Genomic DNA, 14,821 nt, shown 5'->3' with positions numbered 1-14,821 from the left:
ACGAGCCGTTCCGGGCGGAGTTCCCCGCGGAGTCCCTCAGACGCCGGCCGCGACCGAGGTCGCCGCGCCGTCCTTCTTCGCCAGCCAGGACAGGACCTCGTCGGCGGCCTTGCGCGCGGTCGCCATGCAGACGCCGACGCCCACACCGTCGTACAGCGCGCCGCAGACCGAGAGGCCGGGCTGGGTCGCCACGGACTCCCGGATGCGGTTCACCCGGTCCAGGTGGCCGACGGTGTACTGCGGCAGGGCGTCCTGCCAGCGGCTCACCCGCGACTCGACCGGGACGCCGGTCACCCCGGTCGCCTCGGCCAGCTCCGCCGCGGCCACCGCCACCAGCGAGGCGTCGTCGCGGCCGAGGATCCGCTCCTCGCCGAACCGGCCGAGGAAGCAGCGGACGATCTCCACCTCGCCGGCCAGGTGCGGCCACTTCACCGTGGTGAAGGTGACCTCCTTGACCAGCTTCCCCTCCACCGCGGGCACCCGGTAGGCCGCGTAGCCCCGGCCGGAGAGCCCGCCGCCCGGGAAGGCGGCCTTCGGGTAGGCGAGGGTGACGACCGCGACGCTCGCGTACCGCACCTCGTCGAGGGCGGCGACGGCGGCGCCCGTCCCCGGGACGCCGGCGAGCAGGCCGCTCGTCGGTCCCGCCGGGGTGGCGATGACCACCGCGTCCGCCTCGATCAGCTCCGGCGCCCCGGCCGAGCCGACCGTGAGCCGCCAGCCGCCCGCGCTCCGCGCCAGCTCGCGCACCGGGGCGTCCGTACGGAAGACGGTGTCGGGCGCGGCCTTCAGCGTCTCCTCCACCACGGCGGCCGGCAGTGAACCGAAGCCGCCGTCCAGGGTGGCGACGCTCACCGGCGGCGGCTTCTCGCCCGGGGCGAGCACCGGCACCAGCGCGCCCGCCGCGTCGGCCAGCGAGGCCTGGTGGCGGGAGGCCTTCGCCAGCGGGGTCAGCGTGGCCTCGAAGGACAGGTCCTCGGCGCGGCCGGAGAACACGCCCGCGAGGAACGGCTCGACGAGGCGGTCCACGACCTCCCGGCCGAACCGGCCGCCGACGAACTCGGCGACGGAGACGTCGCCCTGGCGGTCGAAGGGGGGCAGGAACAGGTCCTGCCGGGCCCGCTCGACGCCCTCCTCGGACAGCACCCCGGACCGGGCCAGGTCGTCCAGGTCACAGGGCACGCCCATGAACTGGCGGTCCGGCTGGTGCCGGATCTCGCCCCTGCTCCAGATCGCGGAGGCGGTCACCCCGGCCGACATGATCCGGTCGCCGAGCCCGGCGTCCTTGATCAGGCCGGTGGTCTTGCGGCGGTTGGCGTACAGCGACTCCGCGCCCTCGTCGACGGCGACCCCCGCCACCTCGGAGACCTTCAGCTTGCCGCCGAGCCGGTCCGCCCCCTCCAGGACCGTGACCCGCACCGGCTCGTTCCGCAGATGGAACGCGGCCGAGAGGCCCGCGATGCCACCTCCGACGACGACCACGTGCGGCGTGCCGGTCGCCTGATCCCGTTCGCTGCCAGCCATTCCACCAGCTCCTTCATGGTTACGGTGTCGTAAGCCGCCCCGGGCGCCGCGGATCGGCCCCGGGACAGATGTGTCGGCAGTCTCGACGGGGTTCCCGGAACCCCGGTCGAGACCGACTGGACCGATCTCCTAGCGCTGCTCGGCGGTGCCGAACCAGCGGGCGAGGGCGTCGGTGAGTGCGTCGACGGTGCCGGGGGAGGTCCAGGCGACGTAGCCGTCGGGGCGGACCAGGACGGCGTCGAGGGCGGGTTCGGGGGCCTCCGCCCAGGTGCCGGTGACGACGTCGAGGCGGTCGTCGAGGCCCTCGGCGGTGCGGGCGAGGGCCGGGTCCGCGGTGATCAGCAGGCCCCGGCCGGTGCGCAGGAGGTCCGCGACCCGGGTCTGCGTGCCGTCGGCGAGGACGACGCGGCGCTCGGGCGGCAGGCGCAGCCCGAGCAGCGGGTGGTCGCCCTTGGCGAGGTCGTAGCGGACGCCGAGGTTGCTCAGCATCCCCGCCAGGTGCTCGGCGGCCCCCTCGTGGCGCACCAGCTCGCCCACGATCTCCCGCACCGGGTCCATGTCCTCGCCGGTGAGCCGCAGTTCGATCGCGGCCCGCGCGTTGCGCGCCAGCTGCTCGCCGATCGGGCGGCGCTCCGCGTCGTAGGTGTCGAGGAGCCCCTCCGGCGCCCGGCCGGTCACCGTCGCGGCCAGCTTCCAGCCGAGGTTGACGGCGTCCTGGACGCCGACGCTCAGGCCCTGGGCCATCGCCGGCGGCTGGATGTGCGCGGAGTCGCCCGCCAGGAGGACACGGCCGCGCCGGTAAGTGGCGGCGGCACGGGAGGCGTCGGTGAAGCAGCTGATCCAGCGGCACTCGCCGTGGTGCAGGGACTCGCCGGTGAGCCGCTGCCAGGCGTCGGCGAGGTCGGTGTACGTGAGCGAGGCGCGGTCGCGCGGCGGCGTGCCGGCCTCGTGGACGACGACCCGGGTGACGCCGTTCTCCAGGTCCATCGCCATGATCATGCTGCCGCCCGGCAGGTTCTCGCCGATGCGCCGCTTGCGGGTCTCGATCCCGGTGACGTCGGCGGTGAGGAAGCCGCGGGTGCCCTCGGTGCCGGGGAAGTCGATCCCGGCCAGCTTGCGGACGGAGCTGCGGCCGCCGTCGCAGCCGACGACGTACGCGGCGGTCTCCGCGCCCGGCTGCCCGTCGGGGCCGGTGAAGGAGACGGTGACGGCCTCGGCGGACTCCTCGAAGGCGGTCACCTCGTGGCCGCGCAGGATCTCCACGCCGAGGCCGGTCACCCACTCCTCCAGCATCCGCTCGGTGCGGAACTGCGGCACGCCGCGGTGCCCGTAGTGGTCCTCGGCGAGCGGCTCCAGGTCGATGGGCACGCCGCCGAAGTGGGCGTCGGCGGGTTCGGTGGGGCCGAGGCCGCCGAGCAGTCCGCGCTGGTCGAAGCATTCGGCGGTGCGCTTGGTGAAGCTGGCGCCGCGGGACTCGCGGGCGGGTGCGGTGAGCCGTTCGTACACGACGACGTCGGCGCCGCCGAGCGCGAGTTCGCCCGCCAGCATCAGCCCGACCGGGCCCGCTCCGACGACGATGACATCCCTGGACATGCGTGTGCTCCTTGTCGGTCGCGGGGTTCCGCGGGTGTCGCCGGTCATCGGGCTGCGGTGCCGAACCAGCGGGCGAGGGCGTCGGTGAGTGCGTCGACGGTGCCGGGGGATGTCCAGGCGACGTAGCCGTCGGGGCGGACCAGGACGGCGTCGAGGGCGGGTTCGGGGGCCTCCGCCCAGGTGCCGGTGACGACGTCGAGGCGGTCGTCGAGGCCCTCGGCGGTGCGGGCGAGGGCCGGGTCCGCGGTGATCAGCAGGCCGTGACCGGCGTGCAGGAGGTCCGCGACCCGGGTCTGCGTGCCGTCGGCGAGGACGACGCGGCGCTCGGGCGGCAGGCGCAGCCCGAGCAGTGGGTGGTCGCCCTTGGCGAGGTCGTAGTGGATGCCGAGGCCGCTGACGATCCCCGCGACCTGCTCCGCCGCGTCCTTGTGGGAGAGCAGCTCGCCCAGGACCTCGCGGACCGGCTCCATGGCCTCCTCGCCGAGGTAGATCTTCCCGGCTGCGCGCGCGTTGCGGATCAACTCGCGCCCCACGGGGCGCCGTTCGGCGTCGTAGGTGTCGAGGAGTCCCTCGGGCGCCCAGCCCTTGACGGTGGCCGCCAGCTTCCAGCCGAGGTTCGCCGCGTCCTGGAGGCCGGCGCTCAGTCCCCATGCGGCGAGCGGTGGTATCTCGTGCGCGGCGTCGCCCGCGAGCAGGACCCGGCCGCGCCGGAACTCCTCCGCGAGCGCTGCGGAGTTGCCGGTCGCCCAGAGCCACTGCGGCTCGGCGTCGTGGATCGACTCGCCGGTGAGCCGCTGCCAGGCGTCGGCGACCTCCGTGAAGGTCAGCGCCTCGGTGTCCGGGTCCGCGGGCAGCGACAGGTCGTGGACGACGACCCGGTAGCGGTCCTCGCCGACCGGGGTGCACACGACCATGCTGCCGCCCGGCAGCCGTTCGCCGATGGGGCGCGGGCGCAGCCGTACCCCGGTGATTTCGGCCGTGTACATGCCGCGGGTGGCCGCCCAGCCGGGCGCCGCGATGCCGGCGAGCCGCCGGACGGCGCTGCCCACGCCGTCGCAGCCGACGACGTACGCGGCGGTCTGCTCGCCCGGCCCGTCCGGGCCCTCGTACGCGACGACGACGGCGTCCCCGGTCTCGCGCAGCCCGGTCACCTCGCGGCCGCGGAGCACCGGCACGCCGAGGTCGGCGAGCCAGCCGGCCAGCGCCTCCTCGGTGCGGGCCTGGGAGAGGCCGAGGACGCCGCTGTGGTCCTCGTCGAGCATGCCCAGGTCGAAGCGGACCCCGCCGAAGTGGCCCATCGGGCCCCAGCGGAAGGCCCCGAGGCGGTCGAGCACGCCGCGCTGGGCGAGCGATTCGGCGGCCCGCCGGTTGAAGCCGAGGGCGCGGGATTCCCCGGAGGGGGCGGGTGACCGGTCGTAGACGGCCACGTCCACTCCGCCGAGGCGGAGTTCTCCGGCCAGCATCAGGCCGACCGGACCGGCTCCGACGACGATGACGTCAATGTTTTCCATGTGAGGGGAAGCTACCGAGCGCCCTGTTCGGTCGCAATGAAAGGAATACGCGCGCGCGAGGGAATGGCGTTCGACTGCGGAATGAGCCTGCTTGAACGCCGATATTGAACGGTTGAACGCTGAACCCGATGGCAATGTCGGAGGTGCTCCGGGGTTTTGCCACTTACTACCTTCAATGCATGAGCAATTCGGTCCCCGAGAAAAGGGCGAGAGGAAGAGACGTGCCGGTCGAGAGGATCGCCCTCATCACGGGCGCCAACAAGGGCATCGGCTTCGCCGTCGCGCGACAGCTCGGTGAGCGGGGGACCGTCGTCTTCGTCGGAGCCCGCGACGAGGTGCTCGGCAAGCAGGCCGCCGACACCCTGACCGCCGAGGGCATCACCGCGCACCCGCTGGTGATCGACGTGACCGACCCGGCCTCCGTGGCCGCGGCCGCCACCGAGATCGAGCGGCGGTACGGACGCCTGGACGTCCTGGTGAACAACGCCGGCATCGCCGGCCGCTTCACCGGCACGGCCGCCGAGGCGACCGCCGCCGACCTGCGGGAGGTCTACGAGACCAATGTCTTCGGCGTGGTCACCGTGACCGGCGCGATGCTGCCGCTGCTGCGCCGCTCCCCGGCCGGCCGGATCGTCAACCTGTCCAGCCACGTCGGCTCGCTCACGCTCAACTCCCACCCGGAATCGCCGCTGGCGGGCCTCGACATGATCGCCTACCAGTCCTCGAAGACCGCGCTCAACGCCGTCACCGTCGCCTACGCCAAGGCGCTGCGCGACACCCCCGTCAAGGTCAACGCCGCCCTCCCCGGAGTGGTGGCCACCGACATCAACCACCACCGAGGTCACCGGACGCCCGCCGAGGGCGCCGGGATCGCGGTCCGGCTCGCCCTCCTGGACGAGACCGGCCCGTCGGGCGCCTGCCTGGCGGACGAGGGACCCGTTCCGTGGTAGCGCGGAACGCCCATCCACACAGAAAGAGGAACGGCCTTGCAGCAGATCACGATCGCTGACCTCCAGACCATCATGACCCAGTGCGCCGGCGAGGACGAGGAGGCCCTCTCGCTCGAGGAGGCGCCCGACCGCGCCTTCGAGGAGCTCGGCTACGACTCCCTCGCGCTCCTGGAGACGTACAGCCGTCTCGAGCGGGACTTCGGCGTCGAACTCTGCGAGGACGAGCTCGGCGACATCCACACCGCCCGGCAGCTCGTCGACTTCGTCAACTCGCTGCTGCAGCTCAAGGTGCTGTCGGCGGCCTGACCCCCCGGGGGAGACCGCCCGCACGCGGCGGCCCCCACGACCCGACGTCGCGCCGGACGGGAAACCGGCGGACCACAGACATGGAGACAGACAGTGGCGGTTGAAGAGACGATCCTGGTGCTCGGCGGTACCGGCCGGCAGGGCGGGGCGGTGGCCCGCGAACTGCTCCGGCGCGGGCACTCCGTGCGCGCCCTGGTCCGTGACCCGGCCAAGGACGAGGCGAAGGCCCTCGCGGAGGCGGGCGCCGTCCTGGTCCGCGGGGACATGGACGACGAGGCCTCGCTCGCGGCGGCCATGGACGGCGTCCACGGCGTGTTCAGCGTCCAGACCTTCCGGGGCCCCGGCGGCTGCGAGGCCGAGGAGCGCCAGGGCAGGGCGGTGGCCGACGCGGCCGTACGGGCCGGGGTGAAGCACTTCGTGTACAGCTCGGTCGGCGGCGCGGACCGCGACACCCGGGTCCCGCACTTCGAGAGCAAGCTGCGGATCGAGGAGTACCTGCGCACCCTCGACCTGCCGCTGACCGTGCTGCGGCCCGTCATGTTCCACGACATCCTGCTGGACATCGCCCCGCGCCCGGTGGCGGACGGCCTCGTCCTCGCCATGTGGCTGGACCCGGAGACCTCCGTGCAGCTCATCGCGACCAGCGACATCGGGGTCTTCGCGGCGGACGCCTTCGACGACCCGGCGGGCTGGCTCGGCAGGACCGTGGAGATCGCCGGCGACGACCTCACGGGACCGCAGATGGCGGCGGCCTTCGAGGCGGTCTCCGGAGTCCCCACCCGCTTCCAGCAGCTGCCGATCGAACCGCTGCGCGCGGCCCGCGAGGACCTCGCCAACATGTTCGACTGGTTCGAGCGGGACGGCTACCGCGCCGACCTGCCCGCGCTGCGCGAGAACCGGCCGGACCTGGTCTCCCTGGAGAGCTGGCTGGCCGAGAACTGGACCGCACCGACGGTCGGGGCGCACCACTGACCGGGCCCTCAGGTGAAGAGCGGATCGCGGGTGCGGGTCCGCTTGAGCTCGAAGAAACCGTCGGTCCCGGCCACGGCGAGGACGCCGTCCCAGAGCCGCACCGCGTCCTCGCCCCTCGGGGTGGGAGTCACCACGGGACCGAAGAACGCCACGTCGCCCACCGCGAGGACGGGGGTGCCCACGTCGGTGCCGACGCGGCCGATGCCCTCGTCGTGCGAGGCGCGCACCGCGCCGTCGAACGCCTCGGACCCGGCCGCGTCGGCCAGGCCGGGATCGAGGCCCGCGGCGGCCAGCGCCGCCGCGTAGGTGGCCCGCTCCTTGGGCGCCCGGTCGAGGTGGAAGCGGGTGCCGAGTTCGGTGTAGAGCCGGCCCAGCACCCCGGAGCCGTACCGCTCCTCGGCGGCGGCGCAGACCCGCACGGGTTCCATGCGCAGCGCCAGGTCACGGTGCCAGCGCTCGTCCAGGTCGGTGCGGCCCTCGTTGAGCACCGTCAGGCTCATCACGCGCCAGCGGACATCGAGGGGCCGGTGCGCCGCGACCTCCAGGACCCAGCGGGAGGTCAGCCAGGCCCAGGGACAGGTCGGGTCGAACCAGAAGTCCACCGGGGTCGGGGTGGTGTGCGGCACGTCGGCCTCCTTGATGTCGGTGCTGTCGTCGCTGCGGTCTCGGCGGGTGCGGTCAGAAGTTGCCGAGGCCGCCGCAGACGTTGAGCGCCTGGGAGGTGATGGACGCGGCGGTGTCGGAGGCGAGGTAGCCGACGAGACCCGCGACCTCCTGGGGCGTGGAGTAGCGGCCGAGCGGGATCTTGGACTGGAACTTCTCGAGGATCGCGTCCTCGGAGGTGTCGTAGGCGGCGGCGTAGCCCTGGCGGACGCGCTGGGCCATCGGCGTCTCGACGTACCCGGGGCAGACGGCGTTGACCGTGATGCCGGTCGGGGCCAGCTCGTTGCCGAGGGCCTTGGTGAAGCCGACGACGCCGTGCTTGGAGGCCGAGTACGGGGCGCCGAGGACGACGCCCTGCTTGCCGGCCGTGGAGGCGATGTTGATGATCCGGCCGCTCGTCTTGTCCCGCATGCCGCCGGTGGTGAGGACCGCGCGGGTCACCAGGAAGACGCTGGTCAGGTTGGTGTTGATGACGTCGTTCCAGAGCTCGTCCGAGATCTCCGCCGTCACGCCGCCACCGCTGCGGCCCGCGTTGTTGACCAGGATGTCGATGCTGCCGTAGCGCGCGACGGCCGCCTCGACGAGACGGGTCACGTCCTCCGGCTTGGCGACGTCGGCGGCCAGGCCGTCCACGTCGTACCCCTCGGCACGGAGCTTCTCGACCGTCTCCGTGACGTTCTCGGGGTTGCGCGAGCAGATGAAGACGCTGTGCCCCTGGCGCGCGAAGTTCTCGGCGACGGCCAGACCGATTCCGCTCGTGCCGCCGGTGATCAGCGCTACCTGCTGTCCCTTGTCCGCCATTTCCGCCTGCTCCTTCTCGGGGTGTATGTGGTGCCGGAACAACCTGGCAAGAGAGCCCGGATTCCCGGTCGAGGAGGAGTGGAGGTGAGTTGGAGTCCGAGCGGCGTTCAACCGCACGGATTCGCCGGTTGAACGTTCGAGTCAACAATTTCAAAAAAGCATGGTTGCGGGCCCCGGAAGAGCCGACCTATCGTCCAGGAATCCACGAAAAGGCGCTCCGAAAGGAAAGTCATGTCCGCAACGCCCGAGGTCCGCGACCAGTCCGATTCGTACGCGCTGCTCAATCTCATTCAGGGTGCCGTCATCACCCAGGCCCTTTCCGTCGCGGCCAAGCTCGGTGTCGCGGACGTCCTCGCCGACGGCCCGCTCCCCGTCGAGGAGATCGCCCAGCGCGTGGGCGCCGACGCCAAGTCGACCCGCCGCGTCCTGCGCGCCCTCGCCGGCCACGGCGTCTTCGCGGTCCGCGAGGACGGCGCCTTCGAGAACACCGCCCTCTCCGACAAGCTCCGCGAGGACGCGACGGACTCGATGCGCGGCTTCGCGCTGCTCATGAGCCACCCGTTCCTGCACGAGGAGTGGGGCCACCTCTTCACCGCCGTCGAGACCGGCGAGCCGAACCTCCCCAAGCTGCGCGGCATGGGCGCCCTGGACTTCTTCCACGCCAACCCCGAGTACGCGCAGGTCTTCTTCCACGCCTTCGGCGGGCTCTCCGAGTCGGAGACCGCCCCGCTCGTCGCCGCCTACGACTTCTCGCAGTTCAACACCGTCGTCGACGTCGTCGCCGGCCGCGGCAACCTGCTCGCCGGCATCCTCCAGGCGGCGCCGAACGTCAAGGGCGTGCTCTACGACTCCGAGGTCGCCACCGTCGACTCCCAGGCGTACTTCGAGGCCGCGGGCGTCGCGGACCGCTTCACCATCGAGCACGGCGGCTACCTCGACAAGCTGCCCACCGGCGGCGACGCCTACCTCTTCAAGCACATCATCCACGACTTCTCCGAGGCCGACGCGATCACGGCGCTGAAGAACGCCCGCGAGGCGATGGGCCCCGAGGGCAAGCTGCTCGTCATGGAGTACGTCCTCCCGGAGGGCAACGAGCACCACCTCGGCCAGGCCATCGACCTCTGGCTGATGCTCATGCTGGGCGCCCAGGAGCGCACCCTCGAGGAGTACCGCGAGCTGTTCGCCAAGGCCGGCTTCACGCTGACGCGCGCCGTGCCCACCTCCGCGCCGATCTCCATCATCGAGGCCGTCCCGACCGTCTGAGGCGTCCCGCCCAGGCGTACGGCCGGTCCCCCTCCCATCGCAGAAGTCGAGGCTCAGGACAGGAAGTCATGAATACCGATGTCATAGTTATCGGGGCAGGGCCCGCGGGGCTGACGCTCGCGGCCGAGCTCCGCCTCGGCGGCGCCGACGTCGTCGTCTTCGAGCAGCGGGCCGAGCGGAGCTGGGAGTCGCGCGGCATCGGCTTCACCGCCCGCGCCACCGAGATGTTCGAGCAGCGCGGCATCCTCGACCGCCTGGAGAACATCGAGATCACCCGCCAGGGACACTTCGGCGGCATCCCGATCGACTACGGGATCCTGGAGGGCTCGCACTTCGGAGTCCGCGGCGCCCCCCAGTACAAGATCGAGGAGATGCTGGAGGACCGGGCCGTCGAGCTCGGCGCCGTCCTGCGCCGCGGCTACGAGTTCACCGGCTTCACCGAGACCGCCGACGGCGTCACCGTCACGGTCACCGGCCCGGAGGGGGACGAGGAGCACACCGCCCGCTACCTGGTGGGCTGTGACGGTGGCCGCAGCACCGTCCGGCGCCTGGCCGGCTTCGAGTTCGCCGGCTCCGACGCCACCCGCGAGATGTACCTCGCGGACGTCAAGGGCGCCGACATCAAGCCCCGCATGATCGGCGAACTCTTCCCCAACGGCATGGTCATGGCCGCGCCGCTGGAGGAGGGCTACACCCGCATCATCGTCTGCGAGAACGGCACCCCGCCGGACCGCGCCGAGGTCACCTTCGAGCAGGTCGCGGACGCCTGGCAGCGGCTGACCGGCGACTCCATCCACCACGGCGAGGCGCGCTGGGTGAGCAGCTTCACCGACGCCACCCGCCAGGCCACCGAGTACCGGCGCGGCCGGGTGCTGCTCGCCGGCGACGCCGCGCACATCCACCTGCCGGCCGGCGGCCAGGGCCTGAGCGTCGGCGTGCAGGACGCGTACAACCTCGGCTGGAAGCTGGCCGCCACGATCGCCGGGCGGGCCCCCGAGGGCCTGCTCGACACGTACCACTCCGAGCGCCACCCGGTGGGCGCCCGCGTCCTGCGCGGCACCCTCGCCCAGGGCACGCTCAACCTCACCGGCAGCTCCGTGCGGCCGCTGCGGAGCGTCATGGCCGAGATCCTCGCGATCCCGGCGGCCGCCCGGCACATGTCCGGCATGGTCAGCGGCTTCGACATCCGCTACGAGGTCGGCGGCGCCGGCCCCGAGGGCCCGGCGCACCCGCTGCTCGGCGCCCGGATGGCCGACCGCGAGCTGGAGCTCGCCGACGGCGGCACCGACCGGATCGCCCGGCTGCTGCACGGCGCCCGCGGCGTGCTGATCACCGCGGACGCCACCGGCCGGGTGGCCGAGGCCGCCGCCGGCTGGTCCGACCGGGTCGACGTGGTCCGCGTCCGGACGTTCCCCGCCGGACCGGAGGAGGGCGACGCCCCGACCGAGTCGGTGCTCGTCCGCCCCGACGGCTACGTCGCCTGGACCGCACCGGGCGCAGAGGGCCCGGAGGCCGCGCTGCGCCGCTGGTTCGGCGAGGCCGCGGCGCCCGCCCAGGGCTGAGGCCGCCCCGCTACCCCGAGGAGAAACACACGTGACCGAGCACGAGATCCACCGCACCGAGCACACCATCGACGTCTCCGCCCCCGCCGAAGCGGTGTACGCGCTGGTCGCGGACGTCACCCGCTGGCCGGAGACCTTCCCGCCGACCGTGCACGCCGAGGTCGTGGAGCGCGACGGCGACTCCGAGCTGATCCGGCTCTGGGCGACCGCCAACGGCACCGCCAAGACCTGGACCTCCCGGCGCGAACACGACGCCGAGAAACTGACCGTGACGTTCCGTCAGGAGCGCTCGCAGCACCCGGTCGGCGGCATGGGCGGCGCCTGGGTGGTCGAGGCCCTCACCGCCGACACCAGCCGCGTCCGCCTGCTCCACGACTTCCACGCCGCCACCGACGACCCCGCCGACCTGGAGTGGATCCAGCAGGCCGTCGACCGCAACAGCGGCTCCGAGCTCCAGGCCCTGAAGGCGAGCGCCGAGGCCACCGGCCCCGACCGGCTCATCACCTTCGAGGACACCGTCACCGTCGACGGCCACGGCAAGGACGTCTACGACTTCCTCAACGAGGCCCAGCTCTGGCAGGAGCGCCTGCCGCACGTCTCGCGCGTGCGGCTGGACGAGGACGAGCCCGGCCTGCAGATCCTGGAGATGGACACCCGCGCCAAGGACGGCAGCACCCACACCACCCGCTCCGTCCGCGTCTGCACCCCGGCCACGACGATCGTCTACAAGCAGATCGTCCTGCCCGCCCTCATGACCCTGCACACCGGCCGCTGGCTCATCGAGGAGCGCGAGGGCGGCGGCGTCGCCGTCACCTCCCGCCACACCGTCCGCATCAACACCGAGAACGTCACCGGGGTCCTCGGCGCGGACGCCACCGTGGAGAGCGCCGCGGCGTTCGTCCAGAGCGCCCTCAGCACCAACAGCCTCGCCACCCTCGGCCTCGCCAAGGCCCACGCCGAGGCCCTCGCCGGCGGGGGCGCGGAGTCGTGACCACGACCCGGGCGGACGACCTCGTCGTCATCGTCGGCGCGGGCCCCGTCGGGCTCCTGCTCGCCTGCGAGCTGGGCCGCGCCCGGGTCCCCGTGGTCCTCGTGGAGAAGCTGGCCCGGCCCATGACCGAGTCACGGGCCAGCCAGCTCTCCACCCGGACCGCCGAACTGCTCCACGAGCGCGGCTTCGACGCCCTCCTCGCCGGGGCCGCGCACGAACCCCGCACCCACTTCGGCGGCCTCGGCTTCGCCCTCACCCCGGTGGACAGCCCGTACGCCGGGAACTGGAAGGTGCCCCAGTACCGCACCGAGGCCGCCCTCGCCGCCCGCGCCGCGGAGCTGGGCATCACCCCGCTCCGCGGCCACGAACTCACCGGACTCACCCAGCGGCCCGACCACGTCCGCTGCCGGATCCAGGGCCCCGACGGGCCGCTGGAGCTCCGCGCGGCGTACGTCGTCGGCTGCGACGGCGCCCACAGCACCGTCCGCCGGCTGGCCGGCATCCCCGTGACGGCCACCCCGGCGGACAAGGAACTGCTCCGCGCCGACATCACCGGACTCACCGTCCGCGACCGCCGCTTCGAGCGGCTCGCCGACGGCTTCGCCGTCGCCGCCACCCGCGACGGCGTCACCCGGATCATGGTCCACGCCTTCGGCGGGCCCGTGCCCGCCCGATCCGGGCCGCCCCGCTTCGACGAGGTCGTCGACGCCTGGCGGCGGGTCACCGGAGAGGACGTCTCCGGCGGCACCCCGCTCTGGCTCGACGCCTTCGACAACGCCAAGGGACAGGCCGACACCTACCGCAGCGGCCGCGTCCTGCTGGCGGGCGACGCCGCCCACTGGCACCCGCCGGTCGGCGGCCAGGCCCTCAACACCGGACTCCAGGACGCGGTGGACCTCGGACCCAGACTCGCCGAGACCATGAACGGCCGGGCCGCCCCCGGACTTCTCGACGGCTACCACGAGGCCCGGCACCCCGCCGCGGCCCGGGTCCTCCACCACGTCGCGGCCCAGGAACGACTGATGCTCGACGGCCCGGAGGCCGAACCGCTGCGCGCGGTCCTCTCCGAGCTGATCGGCCTCGACCGGGTCCGCGCCCATATGACCTCGATGGCGAGCAACCTCGACAACCGGCTTCCCGCAGAAGAGACACCCATGGAAGGCAGGAACGACAGTGCAGGACTTTGACACCGACGTGATCATCGTGGGGGCCGGCCCCACCGGACTCATGCTCGCCGGCGAACTCCGCCTCGCCGGCGTCGACGCCGTCGTGCTGGAGCGGCTCGCCCAGCCGATGCGCCAGTCGCGCGCCCTCGGCTTCTCCGCCCGCACCATGGAGGAGTTCGGCCAGCGCGGACTCCTGGAGTCCTTCGGCGAGATGGGCGTCATCCCCTTCGGCCACTTCGGCGGCATGCCGCTCGACTACACCATCGTGCCCGGCGGCAACTTCGGCGTCCGCGGCGTCCCGCAGGCCTTCACCGAGGCCAACCTCACGAAGTGGGCCACCGGCCTCGGCGCCGAGATCCGCCGCGGCTGGGAGGTCACCGGCCTGACCGACGACGCCGAGGGCGTCGAGGTCACCGCCGAGACCCCCGAGGGCCCGCGCACCCTGCGCGCCCGCTACCTGGTCGGCGCCGACGGCTCCCGCAGCGTCGTCCGCAAGCTGTCCGGCATCGACTTCCCCGGGTACGACGCCACCCTCGAGATGCTGATGGCCGACGTCACCGACGTCCAGGTGCGGCTGCGCCCCACCGGCGAGCTCGGCGAGGCCGGCATGGTCGTCGTCCTGCCCGTCGGCCCGAACACCACCCGCGTCGTCGTCTTCGAGCGCGGCGCCGGCGTCCGCCCGACCTCCGAGCCGCCGACCTTCCAGGAGGTCGCCGACTCCTTCAAGCGCGTCACCGGCGACGACATCTCCGCCGGCAAGCCGGTCTGGCTCAGCTACTTCACCGACTCCAGCCGCCAGGCCGCCGAGTACCGCAAGGGCCGCGTCTTCCTGGCCGGCGACTCGGCGCACATCCACATGCCGATCGGCGCCCAGGGCATCAGCGCCGGCCTCGGCGACGCCGTCAACCTCGGCTGGAAGCTCGCCGCCACCCTCAAGGGCCACGCCCCCGAGGGCCTGCTCGACACGTACGACACCGAGCGCCGCCCGGTCGCCGCCCGCATCATCGACAACACGCTCGCCCAGCGCAGCCTGTACCTCGGCGGCCCCGAGATGGACCCGATGCGCGCCGTCTTCGCCGAGCTGCTCGCGTACGAGGACGTCCGCAAGCACCTGGTGGGCCTCGTCACCGGCTTCGACATCACGTACGACGCCGGCGCCGGCGAGCACCCGCTCCTCGGCCGCCGCCTGGCCGACTTCGCCTTCACCGGCGAGGACGGCGAGACGACCGCCTACCGGGCCCTGCACACCGGGCGCCCCGTCGTGTTCGACCTGGCCGGCGACTCCGCCGTCGCCGAGGCCGCCGCCGGGTGGGCCGACCGGGTCGACGTCGTCACGGCCAAGGCCCGCCCCGAGGGCCCGCTCGCCGAGGTCGACGCGGTCCTCGTCCGCCCCGACGGCTACACGGCCTGGATCGCCACCGACGGCGCCGAAGGCCTCCAGGACGCCCTGAACCGCTGGTTCGGCGCCCCCTCCGGCAACTAGCAACGCCCTCGCACCACCGGCGCCCCGTACCCCGCGGGG

13 protein-coding genes are annotated in these 14,821 nt (G+C 73.1%); 8 read left to right on the top strand and 5 right to left on the bottom strand.

From position 1 onward, the window contains the following. Positions 1–36: 36 nt before the first annotated feature. The 3 genes from hemG to ACWDVG_RS21345 all read right to left on the bottom strand — a co-directional run bounded on the left by hemG (position 37) and on the right by ACWDVG_RS21345 (position 4,625). Complete coding sequence (gene hemG / locus ACWDVG_RS21355) at positions 37–1,521, bottom strand: protoporphyrinogen oxidase (RefSeq protein WP_451700898.1); 1,485 nt, start codon at positions 1,519–1,521, stop codon at positions 37–39. 129 nt (positions 1,522–1,650) lie between these two features. Then, entirely contained in the window at positions 1,651–3,114 is a 1,464-nt protein-coding gene (locus ACWDVG_RS21350; RefSeq protein WP_451700897.1) for an FAD-dependent monooxygenase, read from the bottom strand. A gap of 44 nt (positions 3,115–3,158) precedes the next feature. Further along, positions 3,159–4,625, bottom strand: coding sequence for an FAD-dependent monooxygenase (locus ACWDVG_RS21345; protein ID WP_451700895.1), 1,467 nt, complete (start codon positions 4,623–4,625; stop codon positions 3,159–3,161). Positions 4,626–4,804: 179 nt separating this feature from the next. On the opposite strand from ACWDVG_RS21345, the gene ACWDVG_RS21340 reads away from it, so the two are divergent. From ACWDVG_RS21340 to ACWDVG_RS21330, 3 genes are all read left to right on the top strand, one after another. After that, complete coding sequence (locus ACWDVG_RS21340; RefSeq protein ID WP_451700893.1) at positions 4,805–5,575, top strand: SDR family oxidoreductase; 771 nt, start codon at positions 4,805–4,807, stop codon at positions 5,573–5,575. A 36-nt stretch (positions 5,576–5,611) separates the two neighbouring features. Beyond that, complete coding sequence (locus tag ACWDVG_RS21335; protein ID WP_451700892.1) at positions 5,612–5,881, top strand: acyl carrier protein; 270 nt, start codon at positions 5,612–5,614, stop codon at positions 5,879–5,881. 93 nt (positions 5,882–5,974) lie between these two features. Continuing rightward, complete coding sequence (locus ACWDVG_RS21330) at positions 5,975–6,853, top strand: NmrA/HSCARG family protein (protein WP_451700890.1); 879 nt, start codon at positions 5,975–5,977, stop codon at positions 6,851–6,853. A gap of 8 nt (positions 6,854–6,861) precedes the next feature. Here ACWDVG_RS21330 and ACWDVG_RS21325 read toward each other — a convergent pair whose 3' ends face one another. Both ACWDVG_RS21325 and fabG read right to left on the bottom strand, forming a co-directional pair. Next, positions 6,862–7,479 (bottom strand): mycothiol-dependent nitroreductase Rv2466c family protein, encoded by a 618-nt coding sequence (locus ACWDVG_RS21325; protein ID WP_451700888.1) that lies wholly within the window; start codon positions 7,477–7,479, stop codon positions 6,862–6,864. A gap of 52 nt (positions 7,480–7,531) precedes the next feature. Next, positions 7,532–8,317 carry a 3-oxoacyl-ACP reductase FabG gene (gene fabG / locus ACWDVG_RS21320; RefSeq protein ID WP_451700887.1) on the bottom strand — a complete coding sequence of 262 codons (786 nt, stop codon included), beginning with the start codon at positions 8,315–8,317 and terminating at the stop codon, positions 7,532–7,534. Between the two features lie 231 nt (positions 8,318–8,548). Between fabG and ACWDVG_RS21315 the strand changes: the two genes are divergently transcribed. The 5 genes from ACWDVG_RS21315 to ACWDVG_RS21295 all read left to right on the top strand — a co-directional run bounded on the left by ACWDVG_RS21315 (position 8,549) and on the right by ACWDVG_RS21295 (position 14,782). Continuing rightward, positions 8,549–9,580: a methyltransferase gene (locus ACWDVG_RS21315; protein ID WP_451700886.1), complete on the top strand. Its 1,032-nt coding sequence runs from the start codon at positions 8,549–8,551 to the stop codon at positions 9,578–9,580. A gap of 68 nt (positions 9,581–9,648) precedes the next feature. Further along, complete coding sequence (locus ACWDVG_RS21310) at positions 9,649–11,142, top strand: FAD-dependent monooxygenase (protein WP_451700885.1); 1,494 nt, start codon at positions 9,649–9,651, stop codon at positions 11,140–11,142. Between the two features lie 31 nt (positions 11,143–11,173). Then, positions 11,174–12,133, top strand: coding sequence for an aromatase/cyclase (locus tag ACWDVG_RS21305; protein ID WP_451700884.1), 960 nt, complete (start codon positions 11,174–11,176; stop codon positions 12,131–12,133). Continuing rightward, on the top strand, positions 12,130–13,320 hold the full coding sequence (locus tag ACWDVG_RS21300; RefSeq protein ID WP_451700883.1) for an FAD-dependent monooxygenase: 1,191 nt from the start codon (positions 12,130–12,132) through the stop codon (positions 13,318–13,320). The genes ACWDVG_RS21305 and ACWDVG_RS21300 overlap by 4 nt, the downstream gene beginning before the upstream one ends. Next, positions 13,307–14,782 carry an FAD-dependent monooxygenase gene (locus ACWDVG_RS21295; protein WP_451700882.1) on the top strand — a complete coding sequence of 492 codons (1,476 nt, stop codon included), beginning with the start codon at positions 13,307–13,309 and terminating at the stop codon, positions 14,780–14,782. The genes ACWDVG_RS21300 and ACWDVG_RS21295 overlap by 14 nt, the downstream gene beginning before the upstream one ends. Positions 14,783–14,821: the final 39 nt, after the last annotated feature.

The organism is Streptomyces sp. NPDC003327 (assembly GCF_053589515.1).
Note: the sequence above shows the minus strand (reverse complement) of the source record. Positions and strands in the feature narration are given on the sequence as shown.

Excerpts from the sequence above, each read along its gene's own strand:
- ACWDVG_RS21315 (WP_451700886.1), top strand. The coding sequence starts at position 8,549 with ATGTCCGCAACGCCCGAGGTCCGCGACCAGTCCGATTCGTACGCGCTG.
- ACWDVG_RS21350 (WP_451700897.1), bottom strand. The coding sequence starts at position 3,114 with ATGTCCAGGGATGTCATCGTCGTCGGAGCGGGCCCGGTCGGGCTGATG.
- ACWDVG_RS21345 (WP_451700895.1), bottom strand. The coding sequence starts at position 4,625 with ATGGAAAACATTGACGTCATCGTCGTCGGAGCCGGTCCGGTCGGCCTG.
- hemG (WP_451700898.1), bottom strand. The coding sequence starts at position 1,521 with ATGGCTGGCAGCGAACGGGATCAGGCGACCGGCACGCCGCACGTGGTC.
- ACWDVG_RS21340 (WP_451700893.1), top strand. The coding sequence starts at position 4,805 with ATGAGCAATTCGGTCCCCGAGAAAAGGGCGAGAGGAAGAGACGTGCCG.
- ACWDVG_RS21310 (WP_451700885.1), top strand. The coding sequence starts at position 9,649 with ATGAATACCGATGTCATAGTTATCGGGGCAGGGCCCGCGGGGCTGACG.
- fabG (WP_451700887.1), bottom strand. The coding sequence starts at position 8,317 with ATGGCGGACAAGGGACAGCAGGTAGCGCTGATCACCGGCGGCACGAGC.